Consider the following 20,476-nt stretch of genomic DNA (forward strand, 5'->3'; position numbering starts at 1 on the left):
CCTGAGGGAGAGGGGCTGGGGGTGGTCGCGTGAGCGGCGCGGAGCGCTTGGGCTGTCCCTGAGGGAGAGGGGCTGGGAGTGAAGGCCAGCGGCGCGGGGCGCTTGGGCAGGCCTCCTCAGTACGGAGATCGCTCCAGGAGTTTCGCGATCCCTCGACTTCCCCTGAGGCGGCAGAGGGAGATAATGGGCGGCATGGGCAAAGAGGGGAAAAGCTTGCCAAAAGCTGCCCTCAGCCTTCTCGGCCAAAACTTTCCCAGGAGCTTTTATGAGTGCCTTCGCCCAAGCCCCCAAAAAGTGCGTTTCTGCCGTTTTCAAAGAAGAAGCCAAAGTCCAAGAGTGCATCCAGCGCCTGCTCAACCGCGGCATCCCCAACGATCGCATCTCCATCATTGGCCGCAATTTTCAAACGGAAGCCAAAATCAGCGGCTTTATCACCCGCAAGGATGTGGTTCTCGACGGGTTGACCAGCGGCGCCATTTATGGATCCCTGTTTGGCTCCCTGTTGGGGCTACTTACAGGGGTAGGGGTGCTGTTTATTCCCTTTTTGGGAGCGGTGGTGGCCGCTGGACCTTTGGGAGCGGCGCTGCTGGGGGCAACCGGCGGCGCTCTCTACGGGGCGCTGGGAGCGGGGCTGGGATCCGCCCTCATTGCCCTGGGCATGCCGCAGGAGAAAGCTGCCATCTACCAAACCCGGGTGCAAGCAGGTGAGTTCCTCTTGGTGGTGCAGGTGCCGGAGGAAAAAGCCGGCGAAATCTACTTGCTGTTGCAAAGTGCCGGCGGTGAAGAGGTGGCCACTGCCGACTTGAACTTGCCTAGCGAGCCAGAAGGCAACCTGACGCCGGAGACCATCTCCCCAGAAATCCGCGCCGATCTCTCAGAAGAAGCCCAGCAAACCTTTGTGGAAGCCTATAACCAGGCCAAGGCAGAGGGCAACCCTGTCACCCAGGCCCTGCTCAAGGCTTGGGAAAAGGTTAAACAAGTTTTCACAAGGGACGACAAGGGAATCTTTTCCAGGCGCAAGCCCTAGCCCAGATAGCTTCTCAACAGCAGGGGCAGAGCCAACTGCCCCGCCGTGGCTCCGTCTCTTCAATACCCACCTTACATTCTGAGAAGTATCCTGAAAAGCCTTAACCTGATTTCGTAGGGGTGAGCTTATGGCTGCGAGCGATTTCAAGGACTACTACCAGATCCTGGGCGTCAGCCGAGATGCTTCTTTAGAGGAGATCAAGCGCGCCTATCGCAAGCTGGCTCGCCAGTATCACCCCGACGTTAACCCCGGCAACAAGGCAGCCGAGGAGCGCTTCAAGGAGATCAACGAAGCCTACGAGGTGCTCTCGGATCCCGACAAGCGGCGGCGCTACGACCAGTTTGGCCAGTACTGGCAACGGGTGGGCAGCGGTGCCGCAGCAGGGCCGGGCATGGAGGGATTTGCCCAGTACGCCACCTTCGAGGACTTTATCAACGAGCTGCTGGGCCGCATGGGATCCCGCCGCGGCGGCTTCCAGGGTTTCACCACCGGGTTTGGGCCGTTTGTCTCGGTGGATCTGCCAGGGCAAGACGTAGAAGCCACGCTAGGCCTCACCTGGGCAGAAGCTTTCCACGGCACCCAAAAGCGGCTGAGCGTGGATGGCGAAACCCTCACCATCCGCATTCCTCCCGGCGCCAAACCGGGCAGTCGCATCCGCGTCAAGGGCAAAGGCCAATATAGCCCCTTTGGCGGGCCGAGGGGGGATCTCTACCTCACCCTGGAGCTGCCTCCCCACTCCTTCTTCCGCTTTGACGGCGACAACCTGCTCTGCGAGCTGCCCATCACGCCCGATGAGGCAGTTTTGGGCGGCACGGCGGAAGTCCCCACCCCCACCGGTCGGGTGCAACTGAAGATCCCTGCCGGCGTCGATAGCGGCCAAACCCTGCGGCTGCGCGGCCAAGGCTGGCGGGATCCCCAAGGGCAGCGAGGTGACCTGCTGGTGCGGCTAAAGGTTGTCACGCCCAAATCCCTCTCCCCCACTGAGCGGGATCTCTACGAGAAACTGCGGCAACATCGGAGCTGGGATCCCCGCGCCTACTTGCAGGAGGTGAAGCTATGAGCTTGGCCATTGTGCGGGTGGAAGAACGGCTCTATACCTTTGAGCAGGCCAGCGAAGTAGCTGGGATCCCGCCCCACCTCTTGGAGTGGCTGCTGGCTCAGGGTTTGGTGGAAGCCGAAAGCAGCTACCTCACCCCCCAGCAACTGCGGCGCCTGGTGCAGATGATCCGTCTGCATCGCGACTTGGGCCTCAACTGGGTTGGGGCAGCGATGGTCTTGGACATGGCCCAGGAGATTGCCCGCCTTAGGGCGCAGCTACACTACTACCGCGGAGGCTAAGCAGCCCAAGCCTCCATCCCCCTTGAATCCCGCAAGTCAGGAGAATTTCTCTATGGAACAAGTCGTCCGACGCAGCCAAGTGGTGGGCCTGCTGGCCCTGGATGGCAGCACCGCCACGGCCCTGGGCACCGTCGAAGAAATCTGGGTCGATCCCCAGGGACGGGTCTGCTACTTCACCAGCCAGCAGGGCTACACTCCCCTGGAGCAGATCTCACTCATCGGGCCGGACGCGCTGCTGACCTACTCCGCCGTCTTTGCCACCCCGGCAACGCCCCTCAGCTCCCTCTACCGGCGCACAGTGCGCATTGGGGATCAGCCGGTGGGTTGGATTGAGGATTTTCTCTTCGACTGGGAGACCGGATCCATTGCTGCTTACATCCTGGGGGGCAGCATTGCCGAGCCCTGGGGAGGGCGCGCCGTCCTCTTACCTGAGGATGTAGAGGCGATCGACGTGGACGCGGTGGTGGTCAAGGAAGATGCTCCCCAGCGCCTCAAATCGGAGACTGAGGGCCTAAAGAACTTTTGGAGCGAAAAATCCCGCCAAGTCAAGCAGCTCATCCAGCGCATGGGGGATCGCCTCAAAGCCCTGGTCGGCCCCCAGGATCCGCCGGAGGTGGTGCGTGTCAAGGTCAAGCAGGTGCGAGACGAGCTGGCCAAAGGGGGCAAGTTTGACCTTTCCCTGCTGGATGAGGCGGCAGAGTTTTTGCAGCAAAAATGGACAACCTGGCAACAGCGCCTCAGCCGCGCCGCCCAGCGCATGCAAGCTGCCCTTCAGGCCGCCTGGGAGAAGCTAACCGAGTGATGCTCCAACTCCCCTCTCCCTTTGGGAGAGGGGCCGGGGGTGTTCGCGTGAGCGGCGCGGAGCGCTTGGGCTGACTCCCTTTGGGAGAGGGGATGGGGGTGAGGGAATAGCCCTAGCTGACAGGAGGCAGGTTTTTCCGCTAGCATTAAAAATCGCTGTCAATGCTCGGATCAGGTTTCAAGACCCGCAGGGGCACCTGTACGGCAAGGAAAAGGCATGACCTACGCGATTGTGGAAACCAGTGGCAAGCAGCTTTGGGTAGAGCCGGGGCGCTTTTACGACATCGATCGCCTGCCCGGCATAGAAGAGAACAGCCCTTTGACCCTGTCCCAGGTGTTGTTGATTAACCATGAGGGACAGGTAACCCTGGGCCGTCCCTATATTGCCGAGGCCGTGGTCAGGGCGCGGGTTCTGCAGCACCGCCGTAGCGCCAAGATCCTCGTCTACAAAATGAGGCCGAAGAAAAAGACCCGCAAGAAAAGGGGACACCGGCAGATGCTCACCCGTGTGCTGATCGAGTCCATCGAACTCAACGGGACGCCCCTCGCCGCCGCTCAGGCTGCCTCGCCATCCACTTCTGAAACGGCAACTGCTGCAGCCGGGATCCCCGAGGCGGAGGAATAGGCCCTAAACTTTAGGATCGCAACTTATCTTCGGCGACGACACACTTGCACAGGAGGCATTATGGCTCACAAGAAAGGAACCGGCAGCACCCGCAACGGCCGCGACTCCAATGCCAAGCGGCTGGGGGTGAAGTGCTTTGGCGGCGAGCTGGTGCATCCCGGCTACATCCTGGTGAGACAGCGGGGCACCAAGTTTCACCCAGGGGTGAACGTGCGCATCGGCGGCGATGACACTTTGTTTGCGGTAGCCACCGGCATTGTCACCTTTGAGCGCTACGGCAAGTGGCGGAAAAAGGTGAGTGTCTACCCGGTTGAGACGGCTGCCCAATAGGCAGCGACTTGACCTGTTCTGGCCGGGCGACTGCCCAAGATAGCTCAATTTGTCACATCCCCTGGCCTGTCTGTGGGCAAAGGGGGCAGATCTGGGCCCGGCCCAATGCCCAGCACTGTGTGGAGCGCCTGTGAGATCTGCGGCTATGCGGATGTCTTTGTTTCGGGGAGTGGGGTTGCTCCACCTTATCGCTGGGGTGGCGTACCTTTACTGGCGCATCACCGAGGGGCTGACAGGCCTGGGATCCCTTGTGTTTTGGGGGGCGGAGCTGTACGTTTGGCTGGCGGCGGTGGGCTTTATCCTCAGCCGCTATTCCCAGGTGAGGCAAAAGGCGGTGCCAGGGCCAGAGGTGCTGCGGCGGTCGTTTTTTCAACTGCCGCGGGTGGATGTGCTGGTGATGCGCCAGCGGGATTCTCTGGAAGCGACCCGGCAGACGGTGCTCTCGGCTCTGCGCCTGGACTACCCCTGGGAGCGACTGTTTGTCCATATTGTGGATCGGGTGGAAGACGGAGAGATGGCCAAGGTGGCACAGGCCATCCCCTGCGAGTACTGGCCTTGCCCCACCCCCACGACCGATCCCCTAGCCTACCTGCTGGGATCCGGCCAGATCCAGGGAGAATATCTGCTGCTGTTGCAGCCGGGCCATTTTGTCGAGCCGGATTTTTTGTGGCAGACGTTGCCCCTGTTTTATGACTCACCGGAGCGGGCTCCCATCGCCAATGCCACCGGCTTTGTGCAGGCGATGCTGCGCACCCTGGGCCGGCCCCAGGCCGTTCACCCCCTACAGCAGCTTTTGGCGGTGGGATCCCAAGGCTACCAGGCGGCACCGCTGCTGGGATCCGGCTGTCTCATTCGGCGGGCGGCTTTGGAGGGGATCCCGCAAATTGACATTCGCCGCCCTGTGCAGTTGGGGTGTCAGATGCACTGCCGCGGCTGGCAGTCCCACCTGGTGCGCCAGGCCCAGGTCACCGGCGTTTTGTTGCCCCTGCGCAACCGCCGCGTGGCTCTGCTGGCGATTTTTTCGGCCTTGCGGGAAAATCCCTTCTGGGGCAAGCCAACTACGCAGCAGCAGCGCTTTCAGTACCTGTGGCTGGCCCTCTGGGCTGCTGGCGGCGTGGCAGAGCTGGCCTATTTGGCGGTGCCGATCCTCTTTCTCTGCACGGGCTGGATGCCGGTGCCGGCCTTTGATAGGGTCTTTTTTGCCTGGTTTTTGCCCTACGCCCTTCTAGGGCGGCTCACCTGGCTGTTGGCTTTTCCTCCCTCTCTGTGGGGGGCTGCGTGGCAGTCAGAACGACAGACAGGTAGCCAGTTTTTCCAGTCCATTCAGGCGTTGGTGCAGGCGTTGCGGGGGGTGCCCCCCTATCCCGAACAGCCGTCCCAACTCTCTCTCGGCCCGCAGGCATTGGCCATTGTGCTGACACTAGCAGCAATGGGGGTGGGAGCCCTGCGCTTTGCTGGCAACTGGGATCCAACCTGGCTAGAGCTGCTGTTTGGCCTAGTCTGGGCCTTCTACAACCTGATGGTTCTAACGGTGCGCCCGGACGATCACGATTTTGCCGGCTTTGCCTTGCGTAGCCACAACCCGGCGCCGGAAGAAACAACAGATGCGCTCCCCAACTCCTAGGGCTGCCAAGCCAGGCACATGGCAAAGCCAAATTCCCCTATCATCCCGCTGTTGCATGGAGAGCATAGAGAAAATTGCCGGCTGCCCCGGCGTACAGTGGGCAACAGCTATGCTGGAAGAAGGATAGGATAGCAGGATCGGCATAGGTTGCCCTTGCTTTTCCGGGAGGTGTACCGGGGAGAGGGGCGATCTCGGTCCGAGCCGCCCTTGTGGTTTGCAGGATTGAGCGTGGTCTTCTAGTTAAAAACAACACATCTGTGGAGTCAGAGAGATCTCCCCTTCGACTAATCCCCCTGGGCACGGATCCCCGGCAGCAGGGGTGTGCCTACTGGCTGGAGATGGGATCCCACCGCTTGCTTCTCGATTGTGGCTTGCCTGCTCCCGCTCTCCTCAAAGCCTTGCCAGGGATCCCGGATGCAGTAATCTGCAGCCATGCTCACTTTGACCACCTGCAGGGGCTGCCCGCCTTTTATCGTCGCTACCCGCAGGTGCCTATCTATGCCACCCCCCTGACCGCCCACTTGGCCAGCGGCTTGTGGGAGCGGGGCGTTTGGCCGGGCTACGACCGGGAAATTCGCTTTCCTCCCTTTCGGGCACTGCCCTTTGGCCAGGCACGGGAGATCTTGCCCCATCTGATGCTCACCTTTTTCACAGCCGGGCACCTGCCGGGGGCGGCGACGACACTGTTGCAAAACACCCAAGCCGCCCCCGCCCAAACCTGCGTGTACACCGGCGACTGTTCCCTGGCCTCTACCCGTTTTGCTCCCGGCTTGGATCTCGCCGCTTTGCGCCATTGGCAGCCGGACGTGCTGCTCATCGAAGCCTCGCTGGGATCCGCTCGCCATCCACCCCGTCGCCATCTGGAAAACCGCCTGGTGGAGCGCCTGATCAGCGCCTTGGCAGCAGGACAGACAGTGCTGTTTCCGCTGCCGGTATTGGGGCTGGGCCAGGAGTTGATTTTCCTCCTCAAAGCCCACCACCGCTTTACCCAGGCTTCCCAAGAGCTGACAGTGTGGGTGGCGCCAGGGCTAGCCGCAGGCTGCGATCTCTACGAACGCTTGCTTCCCTACCTGCCAGAGCCAGTGCGCAATTTCGCCACCTATCAGCCCTTGTTCTGGGAAGACCGCCTGCAGCCGCGGGTGCAGCCCCTTACGGAGGTGGATCCCTTGCCCCAGGGCCTATTGCTGTGCGATGCCGACGCCGGGCCCGAAGCCTGGGAGCCCATCTGGTCGCGCTTGCTGGCCCAACCGCAGCGCTCCTGCTTGCTAGTGCGGCTGCCGGAAGTGGAGTTGGCCACCCCCTTTGACCAATGGCCAGCGCCACTGCGCTCCCGCATTGGGGTGGAGTGGTTGGCCTGGCACAGCCACAACGATGTTGGGCATCTGACCCAGATCGTCCACACCTTTCGCCCCCAACATGTGGTTTTGGTGCACGCCAGCCCCCAGCAGGTGCAGGATCTGGCGGATCTGCCGGAGCTGTGCAACCGTTACCATGTTCACTGCCCTCAACCCGGCCATTGGCTGGAGTTACCCGACGGGCGCCTGCAAACCCAAGTCAAGCCGTCAGAATCTCCCAGGGATCCCACCTTGCGCTACGAGGGGGAGGTGGAAGAGATCTGGCAGGAACAGGGCTCGCCCCGGGCCTTGGCTGGTGTGCAGGTGCGTCTGCCCCCTCAGATTGCCCAGGATCCCCGTTGGGCCGCTTGGGCCGATACCGGCCTGGTGGAAGCCCGCTGGCAGGGATCTGAACTGGTGCTGCGCGGCCTTTCGCCGCGAGAGCTGATCCGCCCGGCAGAGTCCGCCCCCGCCACCGGCATCGTGCCGCGCCCCAAACCCGCCCCTGTCTTCGCTGCCGGGAGCATGAGGTGCCAGAACTGCCGCTTTGCCCGCCAGATCTTGACAGCCCACACCCAAGTTCTTCGCTGCGACCAGGAGCGCTCCCCCCTCTACCGCCTCCGGGTGGATCCCCAAGGAAGCTGCCCCTACCACCAACCGCAGGAGATCCGCTCTTCCGGCTAGGGACCAGGGCAGTTGCCGCCCAAAGGCTCGCTAGAATGGGGCCAGTCGCGGTGTCAACCATGCTTGAGCAACAACCCTGGGCAGATCGTCACCAGGGGCCCGTGGGATCCCTGGAGCACCCTGCCGCCTTGGCCTCGCCTCGCCCGCCCGTGGTGCGGATGGTCGGGGTGAACAAGATCTATCCGCTGCCGGAAGGCAGCTTTCAGGCCCTCTACGATATTGACTTGGTGATCGAGGCTGGGGAGCACTGTGCTATCATGGGGCCCTCCGGCTCCGGCAAGTCCACCCTGATGAACCTCATGGGCTGTTTGGATCGGCCCAGCTCAGGGCGCTACTGGCTGGACGGCGTGGAGGTTTCCACTCTGACGGATCGGGAGCTAGCCCGGATTCGCAACCAAAAGATCGGCTTTGTCTTCCAGCAGTTTCATCTGCTGCCTGTTCTGACAGCACTGGAAAACGTCATGCTCCCCTTGGCCTATGCCGGGATCCCGGAGCCAGAACAGCGCCGGCGGGCCAAGCAAGCTTTAGAACAGGTGGGCTTGGGGAGCAAGCTGCACCAGCGCCCAGCCCAGCTCTCCGGCGGCCAGCAACAGCGGGTGGCCATTGCCCGGGCCATCGTCAACCGACCGCAACTGTTGTTGGCTGATGAGCCCACCGGCGCCCTAGACAGCCACACCAGCCAGGAAGTGCTCAACCTTTTTGCCGAGCTCCACCGCCAGGGCATTACTCTTGTCGTGGTTACCCATGACCTGGAAGTGGCCCAAGCCGCCCAGCGCATTATCCGACTTGGAGACGGGCGTCTGTTGGCTTGAGGCAGACAGGGATCCAGGATCTGGGGATCTCACCGCAAGGGGCTGGCTTGCGCTAGTCTAAACGCAGCTAACTGAGCGCTCGGCCAACGAGGATCGGCCCATGAAATTCATCGAAGATATCATCCGATTTTTGGAAACCCGCCTGGAGGAATTTCTTAGGGCCCACCCCGAGATCGAGCTGCAGGCTCTTGATGAGCAGTTGCGCCAGCAGGAAGCGGATACTCTGCGGCTGTTGCAGGAAAGCCGCGCTCAGAAGCAGGCCCTCAGCGAAGCTCTCTCCGAGTTGGGCGAGGAGATCAAGACCTGGCACTTTCGCATCGAAAAGGCCGAGCGGGCCAATCGCCCCGATCTGGCCGAAGGGGCACGCCGACGGGAAGCCGAGCTTTTGGAGAAAGGGAGTCGGGTGTTTGGCCAAGGCAAGGCTCTGGAGGAGAAAATCCAGCAACTGGAAGCTCTGCTACCGCAAATTGCCCAGCGCCGCCAAGAGGTGAAAACCAAGCTCCAAGAAGTCAAAGCCGCCCAAGCCCAGAAGGCTGGCGAGCCGGATCCGCAGTTCAACCGCTGGGGCAGCCTGTTTGAAGAGGATAAATTGGAGGAAGAATTTCGTCGGCTGGAGATGCGACTAGCGGTAGATAAGGAATTGGATGACATGAAGAAAAAGGCGCAGGAACAGCAGCGGCGATAGCAGCCCGACCTGTGTCTAAAAGCTTTGTTAATCTTGAATCCAGTCGCAAAAGCCAAAATCAGGCTGGGTGGAACCTCTGATTTGCGCTCTTGGTCTCAAGAGCCGGAGCAAAATCATTTCAGCAACTTTCTCGGCCAGCGAACGAGAAGGAAAGCCCCTCTTCTCCACAAAGAGTGATACGCTATTGGTCATGAATGAGCTGTATCTGAATCACCCTACATTTGGTTTGCTCTACAGCCTGTGTCGGGTTGACGAAAGTCAGGCCATCTTCACCACCCTTTATGCCCAAAGGCTGTTTTTTCGGGTTTACTTCAAGCCCCCCGATCACAACGCCGATCCATCTGCTCTGGAAGAATTGGTTTTTGACCCGATTAGCCGCAATGAAGCCCGCCAAGTTCTCGAAGAACAAATGCGCCTTTTGCGCCGTGCCAATCGCAAAGACGAGCTGGAGCACCTGCAGTTGGTTTACAAACGCACCTTTTCCTGACCTAAAATTGCGACAAAAAGCGCAGGTCGCTGCTGTAGAACAGGCGGATATCTTGAATGCCGTGTAGAAGCATGGCCACCCGCTCGACGCCGATCCCTGCTGCAAAGCCGGTGTAGCGCTCCGGGTCATAGCCGACCGCCTGAAACACATTGGGATCCACCATGCCACAGCCAAAAATTTCCAGCCACTTGGAGCCAAAACGCACATCCATCTCGGCAGAAGGCTCCGTGAAAGGAAAATAGCTGGGCCGGAAGCGGGTTTCTCGCTGGCCCAACAGGCGAGTGACAAACTCCTTGAGGGTGCCCTTCAGGTCGCAAAAGGTGAGGTTCTCGCCCACCGCCAAAATTTCCATCTGGTGAAACACGGCAGAGTGGGTGGCATCGACGGTATCGCGGCGCATCACTCGCCCGGCATGCACAATGCGCAGGGGCGGCTGGTGTTGCTCCATATACCGCACCTGGACCGAAGAGGTTTGGGTGCGCATCAGATAACCCTTTTCTAGGTAGAGGGTATCCTGCATGTCCCGCGCCGGGTGGTCAGCGGGGGTGTTGAGGGCCTCGAAGTTGTAGTACTCTGTCTCGATCTCCGGGCCATGAACCACCGTGTAGCCCATCCCCACAAAGATATCGAGCATGCGGTCGATGGTGGCCTGCAAAGGGTGGATCCGCCCCAAGGGCCGGCGCGGCCCCGGCATGGTGACATCCAGCCGCTCCGCCTCCAGGCGGGCCTGGAGCTGGGCTTCGGCCAAGGCCCGTTTGCGCTCATCCAGGCTGGATTGTAGGGCCTCTTTGAAGGTGTTGGCCAAAGCGCCAATGGCAGGCCGTTCTTCCGGGGGCAGCTTCCCCATGCCCCCCAAGATCTTCGAGAGCTTCCCCTTTTTGCCCAGATAGTCGATGCGGATCTGCTCCAAGGCCTCCAGATCGGCAGCCTGCGCCACCTGGGCAAGCGCCTCATCTTGGAGGGCAAGAAGCTGTTGGCGAAGCGTGTCTTGTTCGTCTTGCATGGGGATAGTTCATTCGCACATTCGCGTCAGCGTTGCCGAGCAGCCAGCAGAAAGGATCCCTGTTCGGACAGGTGGCGGGCCGCAGTTGCTTCCTCCAAAAGTATCATCTTTCGCCCACGGCGCCGAGATTGGCCAGGGATCCTCTTCCCACCTACTGCAGCAGCTCCACCTGCCAATCGACAACCTTGCGAAAGCGAAAAGGGCCGGCCAAAGCTCCCCACACCTGGCGGTGGGTAACCGGATCTATGCCGCGATCGTGGCTGCAAAACTCGCTCTCGCTCAGGTGCAAGGTGGTCTGCAAATAGGTGGTTTGGCCGTTGCGCACCACACAACAGCGGCAACCCGGCTCTGTCACGCCGACAAAGAGGGATCCCTGCCTCTTCACCTGCACATCACACCCCGGCAGGTAGGCCAGATCGGCAGCGCTCAGTTGGCTAAGTTGCTCCGCTTTCTCGCGAGCACACCCCCGCCACCGCTGCGGCTGCAGAGGACGGTAGTTGCGAATCACGATCCCGTCCCCTACTTGGGTGAGTTCCACCACTGCCTGACGATAGGGCTCCTCCAAATGGCCGCTGTAGGCCTGTTCCACATAGAAGCCAATCCCCCCCAGCACAGCAGTTGGCAAGGGACGATAGGCCACCCGGATCGAGGCAAAAAAAGGTGGGTTCTCCCAGGCTTGCTCTTGGTTGCTGAAGTCTCCCGCCAGCCAACGCGCCATCTGCAACAGCTCGGGGGAAGAGGTGGACTCCGACCAGTTCGACATAACCACGCATCCAGGAATTCCGTAGGGACTTATACCGAAAATCCCAGGCGGTCAACGACAACCTGCTCAGATTTTCCCCAACCTCTGCTCTGCCGAGGAAGTTCCGTAAATGTTAAATTATGTATCTTTTATGAAAAGGTTTGCATGGATACAGAAGCGGGCCTGTCCTGGATCTCAAAGCCACAATCGCGGTTGACATTACTATGTATCTCGTAAAGCTGTATGAAGTAATGTTCTTTTCTGTAAAAATTAAGGCCCTGAAGGGTGGAGCGAAAAGACTGAGATTGCCGGTCTGGATGAGGATCCGAGACTTTTTGCGGCAGGTAAAGCCCCTTTACATTTTTTGATTCAATCGCTTCCCGTCCTCGCGATAAAAAAAGACTGGAAACAAGGCGAGCCAGCTTTTCCTCATCTGTCCAGTTCAGGTTGTCAGCAGGGGAGGATCTTTACAAGCGGGATCCCTCGGCATGTGTTGGCAAGCGGCTTCGCCGGTGGAGCCGTTTGACTGGAGGCGGGTCGGGGATTAGCTTGCCCATCTTGTTTCTACGGGCTTTGATCCCGTCGGCAGGTCTGTTGGGACAAAGAGCTGTGCCAACAGCGCCGGTCGGCATCGGGGATCGGGGCATTGCTGCCTTCCTGGCTGGCGGGAGCTCTCACTTCCGCAGCAGGGAGTGCTGATTCATAACCTCTTTTGCTTTCGCTAGGAGATTTAAAGCCATGAACGATGTATTTGGCAAAGTTGTTGCGCAAGCTGACTCCAAAGGTGCTTTCTTGGGAGAAAACGAGTTTGCGGCTCTGCAGCAGGTGATTGCCGAGGGGAACAAGCGCTTGGATGCCGTGAACCGCCTCACCAGCAACGCTTCTAAAATCGTGACCGATGCCATCCGTCAGTTGTTTGCCGAGGAGCCCAATTTGAACGCTCCCGGCGGCCCTGCCTACCCCAGCCGCAATGTGGCCGCCTGTATGCGGGATATGGATATCATTCTCCGCTACATCACCTATGCTGTGGCAGCCGCTGACCCCAGCGTGCTGGACGAGCGCTGCTTGAACGGCTTGCGGGAAACCTATCAGGCGCTGGGCACCCCTGGTAGCTCTGTGGCCAACGGCATTCAAAAAATGAAAAAAGCTGCGGTGGCGGTGGTGAACGATCCCAACGGCATCACCCGGGGTGATTGCAGCGCTTTGATTGCCGAAATCGAGTCTTACTTCGATCGCGCTGCTGCTGCGGTGGTCTGATAGGCCGGAATCTCCATTGCTTCATCTGAAACACCCGGATCCTCTGGTGAAGGCCGCCGCGGAGTTCAACTCGGGTTGGCCTGGGATCCCTGAAAAAGCGACCTTTTTTGCAGTCATTTTGCAACTGAGCCTCTTTTGCAGTGTTGGTTGCCCTGATTTTTGCGTTGAGCTTAAGTAAAGGAGCGTTTTGAATCATGCAAACCCCTATTGTCGATGCCATTGCCACCGCCGATAGCCAGGGGCGCTATCTGAGCAACAGCGAGTTGCAGGCCATCAACGGCCGTTTTCAGCGGGCTGCCGCCAGCATGGAAGCTGCCCGAGTCCTGAGCAGCCGTGCCGAAGAGCTGGTGCGCGGCGCCACCGAGGCCGTCTATGCCAAGTTCCCCTATACCACTCAGCCCGGCGGACAATGCCACACCCAAGCGGGCAAAGACAAGTGCGCCCGTGACGTGCGCCACTACCTGCGCTACATCACCTACTGCTTGGTAGCCGGTGGCACTGGCCCGCTGGATGAGTACCAGTTGGCCGGGATCCGCGAGATCAACGCCGCTTTTGAACTCTCCCCCAGTTGGTTTATCGAAGCGCTACGCTACATCAAAGCCAACCATGGCCTGACAGGGCAAGCGGCCACCGAAGCCAACACCTACATCGACTACGCCATCAACGCGCTCAGCTAGGTTCTGCAGCTTGGGATCCCCCAAAAAGGTGGCCAGCCCGGCGCTTGAGGGGGATGGCGAAGAAAGGTTATCAGGGGCAACGGTGGCGAGAAAGGGATCCCTTTGGCCGGTTGGGTCTAAGGATCTCTCTCCCAGAGGGGAAAGCGCCACTGTTGCTCTTGCTTCAACCCCATATTTGTGCTGCTGAGGGTTGTTGAGTTGAGAGGTGAGCCAAAGCAGCCTTTTCAAGCTTTTTTCAAAGTTAATCCAGCCAGTTTCATCATGAGGAATTAGCATGAGTGGAATCACAGCGGCAAGCCGAATGGGGATCCGGGGCATTACAGAGACAACTCCCTTGGAATTGCGCCCTAATGCCAGCCAGGATCAGCTCAATGCGATCCTGCGGGCCATCTATCGCCAGGTGCTGGGCAACGATCACCTGTTTGGGGCAGACAGGAAGGAGCTGGCCAGTGCAGAATCGTTGCTACGCCAAGGTAGCCTGACGGTGCGGGAGTTTGTGCGCTTAATCGCCAAGTCCGAAGCCTATAAGAGGCGGTTTCTGTACCCTAACTCCCAGACCCGCGCCATCGAGCTCAACTTCAAGCACCTGCTGGGGCGGGCTCCCACCAGCCCCAAGGATATTGCCCGACACCTGGACATTTACCACACGGGGGGCCACAGCGCGGAGATCGACTCCTATATCGATAGCCCAGAATACCTGGAAGCGTTTGGCGACAACATCGTCCCCTATCCGCGCGGGTTTGAATACCGCAAGGCTCATACCACCCGCGACTTCACCAACCTCTTTGCCCTCTACGGAGGCTACGCCAACAACGACCGTTCCCAGGGGCGCAGGCCGCGCTTGATGATGCCCCTGGCCACCGGCTTTACTCCGGCCATCCGCCGCATCGGGGTGCGGGGGCTGCTGCCCCCCAGCCCCATTACCAAACACTTGGGGCCGCCAACGGGCCAGTCCGACCGCATGTTTTGCATTGAGGTGACGCGGCTGCTTAACCCGCCCTCGGCCCTGGCCACCTCCAGCCGGGTGCGCAAATCCAACCAGCAGATCTTCGTTTCTGCCGATCAGCTCTCGGCGACGATGCAGCGGCTGCTCAAGTCGGGCGCCAAGATCGTCAGCGTCCGCAGCGCTTGAGGCCTCTGGAGGCGCTCTGGCCTGTTGAGGCTATGACCACGGCTGTTCCTCCAGATCCCCCTCCAGCCGCCGATCTCACCCCAGCCGGCCAGATCGCCAAGCTGCGCCACGGGGATCCGGGGGAGCGCTACTATGCGGCGTGGTGGCTGGGACGCATGCGGGTTGTGGAAGGGATCCCGGCCCTGATCGAAGCCTTGGCCGATGAGACGGATCGCACCACGCAGGGGGGATATCCGCTGCGGCGCAACGCCGCCCGTGCCCTGGGTAAGGTGGCCTCCCCTGCTGGGATCCCGGCCCTGAAAGAGGCTTTGCGCTGCTCCGATGGCCAAGTGGTGGCGGCAGCCGCCCAGGCGCTGGTGGAGATTGCCCTGGCCAATAACCTTGACCAGGATCCCAGGCAAGCTGGAGAGCTGGGAGCCGCTTTGCTCGAAGGGCTGCGCTGGGTAGAGCAAGGTTTGCAGACAGAAGCGCCTGCCGCCTTGGAGGCTTTGATTGAGGCTCTTGGACATCTGCAGGTGGCTGCCGCCCTGGGGCAGATCCGCCCCTATCTGGAGCACCCCTCGATTCGCCTGCAATGGGCGGCAGCGCGGGCCTGTTACCGCCTGACAGGGGATCCCACTTTTGTCCAGCCGCTACTGTCGGCGTTGGATCACCCCAACATTCATCTGCGGCGGGCTGCCCTTCTCGATTTGGGGGCTAGTGGCTACCTGCCAGCGGCCCAAGCCATGGCAGCGGCAGCGGTCGAGGCCAACATCAAGCTGCTCGCCCTCAAGCAGTTGGTGGAGATAAACCTTAGATGTGGGAAAGAGGCTAGCACTGACCTACAGCAGGTGCTATGGCTAATCGACGAGCTGCTCTAACCCTCTGGGCAGGGAGAGGTAGAGCTGGGAAGGCGACCTCGACCTAAAGTTGACACCTAAGGGCTTATTTTGTTAAAGCTGATACAGAATAAAGTTGGGTTTTACCCTCTGAGCCGCATCCAGGAAGCAGGAGCTGTTGTCTAACGGCTTCTGAGAGGCCGGTGCAGGGGCGTCCCTTTATTTCGCCGCAGTTCATGTGGGGGAGTCTTCCTATGCAACTGACCTACCGGGGCATTGCCCACCCCTTTGTCCCTTCTGTCTCCGCAACCTGCCAGCGGCAGGAGGTGCCAGCGCAGTACCGGGGCTTGGCGTGGAGCTGGCCAGCTCAATTGGCGGCTATGGCGCTGCCGCAGTCTTTTGTCTTGACGTATCGAGGCCTTGTCCTCAATCCGGAGGTGAAGGCAGCGAGCGAGGTTATCTCCCTGCGCAAGGACTTTATGACCCTAGTCAAAGAAACCCATCGGCAGCATCTGCTGAGCCGGCTGCAGGAGCGCATCCGCTCTGCCCAGGCCCGCGGAGATGAGCATTTGTTGCAGCAACTGGAGCAGGAGCGACAACTGCTGGCCTGAGCTCTATCTTGACTAACGAAAGTCCCCGCCCTCCCTCTCGAGGTTCGGAGAATTCGGGATAATAGTGCTGCCCTATGCCGAAGCGAGGGGGTAGCAGCTGTGAGCTTGTGGGTGAATCCTGCGAAGGAACCGATTGGGGCATCCCGACAGTTGTCCATTGCCAAAGCGGCGGTGGGGAGCTAGGGACATGGAGGAGTCTGCCAGGCGGGAAGGGATCCCAGGGGGCTCCGCCGCGTCTTCTCCACCCCGTTCCTTGCTCTCAGTGGCAGGACTGGTGGCAGGGGCCACGCTGCTTAGCAAGGGCATGGGGTTTGTCCGGCAGGCCTTAATTGCTGCAGTCTACGGCTCAGGGCCAGAGTACAGCGCCTTTAGCATAGCCTACGTCCTGCCTGGTTTTTTGTTGATCTTGCTGGGCGGGATCAACGGACCTTTCCACAGCGCTATCGTCAGCGTGCTCAAAAAGCAGCAGCCGGGAAGAGAGGATCCAGCCCGCTGGCTAGAGTCCATCTCTACCCTGGTGGGCTGCTTGCTTTTGGCGGTGACCTTGGGCCTCTGGTGGGGAGCCGACTGGGTGGTACACCTGAGTGCCCCAGGGGCCAGCCCCGAAGTGCATGTCCTCGCCGCTCAGCAACTGCGGATCATGGCGCCGCTGGCCCTGCTCTCGGGCTGGATTGGCATTGGCTTTGGGGCACTCAATGCAGCCGAGCACTACCTCTTGCCCGCCCTCAGCCCCCTCATCTCCAGCCTGGCCGTCATCGGGATCCTGGTCACGTTGGGGTGGACAGGGATCCCCACTTTACTAGCCTGGGGTGTGCTCATCGGCGCCATTGCCCAGTGGCTGGCGCAGGTGCCTCTGCAGATGCGGCTGGGGCTGGGGCGGCTGCGGCTGCGCTTTGACTGGGGATCCCCGCCGGTGCGGGCGGTGGGCCTGCTGCTGCTGCCGGCAGTAGTCTCCTCCGGCATGATCCACATCAATGTCTACGTGGATCTCTTTTTTGCCTCCTTCGTGCCTGGGGATCGCACCATTGGCAACTTGGGCTACGCTCAGCTTTTGGTGCAAACTCCCCTGGGGATCCTCTCCAACATGGTGCTGGTGCCCCTGATGCCCCTCTACGCCCAGTTGGCAGGGGATGGATCCCGCTGGTCGGAGTTGCGCCAACGCATCCGCCAAGGGCTGATGGTTACGGCCATCCTCACCCTGCCCCTTGCGATGCTGTTGGTGGCCCTGGCTGAACCCATCGTCCAGATAGCCTACCAGCGGGGGCGCTTTACGCCGGAGGTGACCCAGGAGGTGGCGGCCCTGCTGAGGGCCTATGGTCTGGGGATAAGTTTTTACTTGCTGCGGGATGTGCTGGTGCGCATCTTTTACGCCCTGGAGGATGGGGCTACGCCGCTGCGTATTAGTGGCTTGTCCATTGGCCTCAACGCCCTGCTGGACTTCCTGTTTTTGCCCACCTTTGGAGCACCGGGCATTGCCCTAGCTACGGCAGGCGTTAACCTGATGGCTCTGATTGGGCTAGGGATCCGCCTCCACCAGCGCCTGCCGGGGATCCCTTGGCGGGAGATGGGACAGGCCCTGCTGCCGTTGCTGGGGATCACCACCTTGGCCGGGGGCCTCAGTTCCTGGCTGTGGACACAACTGCGCTCCCAGGAGATCCTGGGATCCCCGCTGCTTACTGCCGTCCTGGGGGCTAGTCTAGCCGCTGGCCTAGGCCTCAGCTTGTTTGCAGCAGGGGCCCTGTATCTGCGGATCCCGGAAGTGGAGTGGCTGGCAGTCCAGCTCCAGGCCCGCCTGCCCAAGATTGCCAGCCGGCGATCCCTACCCAGATCCTAGGCAGGCCCGGCTAGCTGATGGCTTCGAGGTAGTCCCGAACTCGGTTGCGCCGCTTCGGCTGGCGCAGCTTTTGCAGGGCTTTGGCCTCGATTTGCCGTACCCGCTCCCGCGACAGATCCAAGGCGCGGCCAATCTCCGCCAGCGAGTAGGTGCGCCCGTCCCCCAAGCCAAAGCGCATGCGGATCACATCCCGCTCGCGGCTGGTGAGATCCGCCAGCAACTGCTGCAGATCGCGATGCAGGGCCTCCCGCATCATCGTCTCCTCGGGGGAGATGTCGTCGGTTTCCAGCAGATCCCCCAGTTCGGTGTCTTTGTCTTTGCCCACCTTAGTTTCCAGAGAGACCGAGCGCGGCACCCGTACCAACAGCTCTCGTACTTGGGGCGGAGTCATCTCCAACTCGGAGGCAATGTCTTCGATGGTGGGAGTGCGGCCTTTTTCTTGGGAGAGCTTGCGCTGCGCTTTCTTGATCTTGTTCAGTTTCTCAGTGATGTGAACGGGCAGGCGGATGGTACGGCTTTGGGTGGCGATAGCCCGGGTGATGCCCTGCCGGATCCACCAGTAGGCATAGGTGCTGAAGCGATAGCCCTTCTTGGGGTCAAACTTCTCCACCGCTCGCTCCAGGCCCAGCGTGCCCTCCTGGATCAAATCCAGCAGCTCCAGGCCGCGATTTTGGTATTTTTTCGCCACCGACACCACCAGGCGCAGGTTGGCTTTGATCATGTGCTCCTTGGCCCGCTTGCCAATTCGCTGGATCTGCTGCAGCTTTTCGGGAGTGAGGTTGGCCCACTCAGGGTACTGGTTGGCTCTGGCCGCCCATTCAGCGAGGGTCGGATCCCGTCCCAACTCCTTCTGCAGGCGCAGGCGCACATCCAAGAGCTTCATGTAGTCTTGGACTCTTTGGGCCAGAGCCACCTCCTCATCGCGACCCAGAAGGGGAACACGACCGATCTCCTGCAAATAAAGGCGCACCAGATCGGTGGAGCGGCGAGCTGGCTCCTCTTCTGCAAACTCGCTCTCGGCCAGATCTACCTCTGCTTCCTCAGCAGGATCGAGGAGATCGCCATCGAACAAAATATCGTTGAGCTCAGGTTCGTAGTTAGACATGTAAGGTGTTGTTGGATAGCGACAGAAGCAGGCAAACAGGTCAACCAAAAGGGCAGGACCATGAGGAAATCTCTGGGTTCAGTGTCTCCCTGAGGCGTTGCTTTGCGCTATCATCGCTCAAGTGAGACAAGCACTGCCCTCCTCACGCCTCGTTGTAGAGCTCTGCCCTTCTATAAAGAAGCTACCCTAGGGAGGGGAAGTTACAATAGTCAGCAAAGCACAATCGTCTTATCATAACTTAATTATAGTTGCCCTTCCCAGGCGAGAGTCACTAGATCCGACGTAGAGTCCCCTTCTCTTAAACTGCCACCGACCTTGCTGAAAAGCGCACTGTCCTTGGATTCTTGCCCAGGTGGGCTACAAGGCGATAGAGGTGGCAACTTGGTTTTTCTTTGGAGGGGGGCACCCAACCCCTCTCGGTAGTCTAAACTGGCCAGCAGGCGTGCAAACTAGCATTTCATGAGCTACTTTCTTGCCAACTCCCCTTCTTTCTGGTCAGGAGAGAGAGCCTCGATCGCAGTTGCGCCGCTCGTTAACTTTGGCTCTCTCGCCCAGGCACGCGCGGCAGTAGCAACCTCTTTTTCCCTGCAGGGAGAGACAATTTCGACGCTGCTGCTGACGGTCTTGCTGGCCATTGGCCTCTTCTTTTTCCTGCGAGCCTCTGGCAAAGACCGCCTCGAAGCCCGTCTCTATTCTAGCAGCCGCAACCTGGAGGAAATGGGATCCCTCCTTCGCGAGCACCTGGAGGGGCGCGCCTATCGCTTGCAATCTGCCGATGCAGAGGGGATCGCCACCTTTGTGGGTCAGGCGCGGCCTAGCGTGGGACTGGCCGTTTTTTTGACGGGGCTGGCGGGAGCGGGGCTGGCCTGTCTGGCTTTGGTGCTGCAGGTGCTGGAGCCGGGTTGGGGAGTTTGGCCCTGGACACTGCTGTTGGTCTCTCCTTGGGCAGGCTGGTACTACTGGCGGCGCAATCACCGCCCGCAGCAGCTCCGCCTAAGGTTGCAAGAGGCCGATCCGCCCCCCGGATCCCTGCTGTGGGTAGAGGGGCAGCGGGAGGAGCTGGAGGTGCTGGCCACTACCTTGGGGCTGCAAGAACGGGATCCAGGTTGAGAGTAGCCCTAGAGCTCTTTGGGGAAAAAGGACAGTTGATCCCCAGCTGTGGCATCGCAGTCAGGGATCCCGCTGGAATGGGGTTCTTGCTTGGACTGTTTTTTGGGGTTGTTTGAAGAAGGGCGGCTTTTCCCTTGGTTGCGCAGGCCCAGGCCGATGCGGCTGTGTTGTTCCACCAGAGCCAGCACCTGTTTGGCCCGCTCGATGACCGGCTGGGGCAGGCCGGCCATGCGCCCCACCTCGATGCCATAGGAGCGGTCGGCTCCCCCCGGCTGCACCTGGTGCAAAAAGATGATGCGATCCGGCAGCTCCTTAACCACCACCTGGAAGTTGGCCACGTTGGGCAGCAGCGTCTCCAGTTGGTTGAGCTCGTGGTAGTGGGTGGCAAAGATGGTGCGGGCGCGCACTTGGGTGGCCAGGTATTCGGCCACGGCCCAGGC

The 20,476-nt window shown here is 60.4% G+C and carries 22 protein-coding genes; 18 read left to right on the forward strand and 4 right to left on the reverse strand.

The window, feature by feature from the left end:
* Positions 1 to 265: 265 nt before the first annotated feature.
* The 11 genes from NW863_RS00920 (at position 266) to NW863_RS00970 (ending at position 9,747) form a co-directional block, all read left to right on the forward strand.
* Positions 266 to 1,027: a ChaB family protein gene (locus NW863_RS00920; RefSeq protein ID WP_414363891.1), complete on the forward strand. Its 762-nt coding sequence runs from the start codon at positions 266 to 268 to the stop codon at positions 1,025 to 1,027.
* Between the two features lie 127 nt (positions 1,028 to 1,154).
* Positions 1,155 to 2,087 (forward strand): DnaJ C-terminal domain-containing protein, encoded by a 933-nt coding sequence (locus tag NW863_RS00925; RefSeq protein WP_414363892.1) that lies wholly within the window; start codon positions 1,155 to 1,157, stop codon positions 2,085 to 2,087.
* Positions 2,084 to 2,365 carry a chaperone modulator CbpM gene (locus NW863_RS00930; RefSeq protein ID WP_414363893.1) on the forward strand — a complete coding sequence of 94 codons (282 nt, stop codon included), beginning with the start codon at positions 2,084 to 2,086 and terminating at the stop codon, positions 2,363 to 2,365. The genes NW863_RS00925 and NW863_RS00930 overlap by 4 nt, the downstream gene beginning before the upstream one ends.
* Positions 2,366 to 2,417: 52 nt before the next feature.
* Positions 2,418 to 3,167: a photosystem reaction center subunit H gene (locus NW863_RS00935; RefSeq protein ID WP_414363894.1), complete on the forward strand. Its 750-nt coding sequence runs from the start codon at positions 2,418 to 2,420 to the stop codon at positions 3,165 to 3,167.
* A gap of 216 nt (positions 3,168 to 3,383) precedes the next feature.
* On the forward strand, positions 3,384 to 3,791 hold the full coding sequence (gene rplU / locus NW863_RS00940; RefSeq protein ID WP_414363895.1) for a 50S ribosomal protein L21: 408 nt from the start codon (positions 3,384 to 3,386) through the stop codon (positions 3,789 to 3,791).
* A gap of 60 nt (positions 3,792 to 3,851) precedes the next feature.
* Complete coding sequence (gene rpmA / locus NW863_RS00945) at positions 3,852 to 4,121, forward strand: 50S ribosomal protein L27 (RefSeq protein WP_414363896.1); 270 nt, start codon at positions 3,852 to 3,854, stop codon at positions 4,119 to 4,121.
* Between the two features lie 130 nt (positions 4,122 to 4,251).
* Positions 4,252 to 5,745 carry a cellulose synthase gene (locus NW863_RS00950; RefSeq protein WP_414363897.1) on the forward strand — a complete coding sequence of 498 codons (1,494 nt, stop codon included), beginning with the start codon at positions 4,252 to 4,254 and terminating at the stop codon, positions 5,743 to 5,745.
* 257 nt (positions 5,746 to 6,002) lie between these two features.
* Positions 6,003 to 7,763, forward strand: a complete 1,761-nt coding sequence (locus NW863_RS00955) for an MBL fold metallo-hydrolase (RefSeq protein WP_414363898.1) — start codon at positions 6,003 to 6,005, stop codon at positions 7,761 to 7,763.
* A 59-nt stretch (positions 7,764 to 7,822) separates the two neighbouring features.
* Positions 7,823 to 8,575, forward strand: coding sequence for an ABC transporter ATP-binding protein (locus NW863_RS00960; RefSeq protein WP_414363899.1), 753 nt, complete (start codon positions 7,823 to 7,825; stop codon positions 8,573 to 8,575).
* A gap of 100 nt (positions 8,576 to 8,675) precedes the next feature.
* Complete coding sequence (locus tag NW863_RS00965) at positions 8,676 to 9,260, forward strand: TIGR04376 family protein (RefSeq protein ID WP_414363900.1); 585 nt, start codon at positions 8,676 to 8,678, stop codon at positions 9,258 to 9,260.
* A 190-nt stretch (positions 9,261 to 9,450) separates the two neighbouring features.
* Complete coding sequence (locus NW863_RS00970; protein WP_414363901.1) at positions 9,451 to 9,747, forward strand: PipX family protein; 297 nt, start codon at positions 9,451 to 9,453, stop codon at positions 9,745 to 9,747.
* A gap of 1 nt (position 9,748) precedes the next feature.
* Here NW863_RS00970 and pheS read toward each other — a convergent pair whose 3' ends face one another.
* Positions 9,749 to 10,750, reverse strand: a complete 1,002-nt coding sequence (pheS, locus tag NW863_RS00975; RefSeq protein ID WP_414363902.1) for a phenylalanine--tRNA ligase subunit alpha — start codon at positions 10,748 to 10,750, stop codon at positions 9,749 to 9,751.
* 151 nt (positions 10,751 to 10,901) lie between these two features.
* Positions 10,902 to 11,513: a chromophore lyase CpcT/CpeT gene (locus NW863_RS00980; RefSeq protein WP_414363903.1), complete on the reverse strand. Its 612-nt coding sequence runs from the start codon at positions 11,511 to 11,513 to the stop codon at positions 10,902 to 10,904.
* A 717-nt stretch (positions 11,514 to 12,230) separates the two neighbouring features.
* On the opposite strand from NW863_RS00980, the gene NW863_RS00985 reads away from it, so the two are divergent.
* The 6 genes from NW863_RS00985 (at position 12,231) to murJ (ending at position 17,821) form a co-directional block, all read left to right on the forward strand.
* Positions 12,231 to 12,749 (forward strand): phycocyanin subunit beta, encoded by a 519-nt coding sequence (locus NW863_RS00985; protein WP_414363904.1) that lies wholly within the window; start codon positions 12,231 to 12,233, stop codon positions 12,747 to 12,749.
* Between the two features lie 194 nt (positions 12,750 to 12,943).
* A complete protein-coding gene (locus NW863_RS00990; protein WP_011430856.1) occupies positions 12,944 to 13,426 on the forward strand; it encodes a phycocyanin subunit alpha in 483 nt (160 codons plus the stop codon).
* A 274-nt stretch (positions 13,427 to 13,700) separates the two neighbouring features.
* Complete coding sequence (locus tag NW863_RS00995) at positions 13,701 to 14,558, forward strand: phycobilisome rod-core linker polypeptide (RefSeq protein WP_414363905.1); 858 nt, start codon at positions 13,701 to 13,703, stop codon at positions 14,556 to 14,558.
* 32 nt (positions 14,559 to 14,590) lie between these two features.
* Positions 14,591 to 15,418, forward strand: a complete 828-nt coding sequence (locus NW863_RS01000) for a HEAT repeat domain-containing protein (RefSeq protein ID WP_414363906.1) — start codon at positions 14,591 to 14,593, stop codon at positions 15,416 to 15,418.
* 212 nt (positions 15,419 to 15,630) lie between these two features.
* Positions 15,631 to 15,987 (forward strand): DUF4278 domain-containing protein, encoded by a 357-nt coding sequence (locus tag NW863_RS01005; RefSeq protein WP_414363907.1) that lies wholly within the window; start codon positions 15,631 to 15,633, stop codon positions 15,985 to 15,987.
* A gap of 187 nt (positions 15,988 to 16,174) precedes the next feature.
* Complete coding sequence (gene murJ / locus NW863_RS01010; RefSeq protein WP_414363908.1) at positions 16,175 to 17,821, forward strand: murein biosynthesis integral membrane protein MurJ; 1,647 nt, start codon at positions 16,175 to 16,177, stop codon at positions 17,819 to 17,821.
* Between the two features lie 10 nt (positions 17,822 to 17,831).
* On the opposite strand, the gene sigC is transcribed toward murJ, so the two are convergent.
* Positions 17,832 to 18,926, reverse strand: a complete 1,095-nt coding sequence (sigC, locus tag NW863_RS01015) for an RNA polymerase sigma factor SigC (RefSeq protein ID WP_414363909.1) — start codon at positions 18,924 to 18,926, stop codon at positions 17,832 to 17,834.
* A gap of 459 nt (positions 18,927 to 19,385) precedes the next feature.
* On the opposite strand from sigC, the gene NW863_RS01020 reads away from it, so the two are divergent.
* Positions 19,386 to 20,036, forward strand: a complete 651-nt coding sequence (locus tag NW863_RS01020; protein ID WP_414363910.1) for a cofactor assembly of complex C subunit B — start codon at positions 19,386 to 19,388, stop codon at positions 20,034 to 20,036.
* A gap of 8 nt (positions 20,037 to 20,044) precedes the next feature.
* On the opposite strand, the gene NW863_RS01025 is transcribed toward NW863_RS01020, so the two are convergent.
* Positions 20,045 to 20,476, reverse strand: a 432-nt coding sequence (locus NW863_RS01025) for a MutS-related protein (RefSeq protein WP_414363911.1), incomplete at its 5' end; no start/stop codon positions are given.

Source organism: Synechococcus sp. B60.1 (assembly GCF_047462555.1).
Lineage (GTDB): Bacteria > Cyanobacteriota > Cyanobacteriia > Thermostichales > Thermostichaceae > Thermostichus.

Bases quoted from the DNA above. Each gene is read 5' to 3' on its own strand.
- NW863_RS00920 (WP_414363891.1), top strand. From the start codon at position 266: ATGAGTGCCTTCGCCCAAGCCCCCAAAAAGTGCGTTTCTGCCGTTTTC.
- NW863_RS00925 (WP_414363892.1), top strand. From the start codon at position 1,155: ATGGCTGCGAGCGATTTCAAGGACTACTACCAGATCCTGGGCGTCAGC.
- NW863_RS00930 (WP_414363893.1), top strand. From the start codon at position 2,084: ATGAGCTTGGCCATTGTGCGGGTGGAAGAACGGCTCTATACCTTTGAG.
- NW863_RS00935 (WP_414363894.1), top strand. From the start codon at position 2,418: ATGGAACAAGTCGTCCGACGCAGCCAAGTGGTGGGCCTGCTGGCCCTG.
- rplU (WP_414363895.1), top strand. From the start codon at position 3,384: ATGACCTACGCGATTGTGGAAACCAGTGGCAAGCAGCTTTGGGTAGAG.
- rpmA (WP_414363896.1), top strand. From the start codon at position 3,852: ATGGCTCACAAGAAAGGAACCGGCAGCACCCGCAACGGCCGCGACTCC.
- NW863_RS00960 (WP_414363899.1), top strand. From the start codon at position 7,823: ATGCTTGAGCAACAACCCTGGGCAGATCGTCACCAGGGGCCCGTGGGA.
- NW863_RS00965 (WP_414363900.1), top strand. From the start codon at position 8,676: ATGAAATTCATCGAAGATATCATCCGATTTTTGGAAACCCGCCTGGAG.
- NW863_RS00970 (WP_414363901.1), top strand. From the start codon at position 9,451: ATGAATGAGCTGTATCTGAATCACCCTACATTTGGTTTGCTCTACAGC.
- pheS (WP_414363902.1), bottom strand. From the start codon at position 10,750: ATGCAAGACGAACAAGACACGCTTCGCCAACAGCTTCTTGCCCTCCAA.
- NW863_RS00980 (WP_414363903.1), bottom strand. From the start codon at position 11,513: ATGTCGAACTGGTCGGAGTCCACCTCTTCCCCCGAGCTGTTGCAGATG.
- NW863_RS00985 (WP_414363904.1), top strand. From the start codon at position 12,231: ATGAACGATGTATTTGGCAAAGTTGTTGCGCAAGCTGACTCCAAAGGT.
- NW863_RS00990 (WP_011430856.1), top strand. From the start codon at position 12,944: ATGCAAACCCCTATTGTCGATGCCATTGCCACCGCCGATAGCCAGGGG.
- NW863_RS00995 (WP_414363905.1), top strand. From the start codon at position 13,701: ATGAGTGGAATCACAGCGGCAAGCCGAATGGGGATCCGGGGCATTACA.
- NW863_RS01000 (WP_414363906.1), top strand. From the start codon at position 14,591: ATGACCACGGCTGTTCCTCCAGATCCCCCTCCAGCCGCCGATCTCACC.
- NW863_RS01005 (WP_414363907.1), top strand. From the start codon at position 15,631: ATGCAACTGACCTACCGGGGCATTGCCCACCCCTTTGTCCCTTCTGTC.
- murJ (WP_414363908.1), top strand. From the start codon at position 16,175: ATGGAGGAGTCTGCCAGGCGGGAAGGGATCCCAGGGGGCTCCGCCGCG.
- sigC (WP_414363909.1), bottom strand. From the start codon at position 18,926: ATGTCTAACTACGAACCTGAGCTCAACGATATTTTGTTCGATGGCGAT.
- NW863_RS01020 (WP_414363910.1), top strand. From the start codon at position 19,386: ATGAGCTACTTTCTTGCCAACTCCCCTTCTTTCTGGTCAGGAGAGAGA.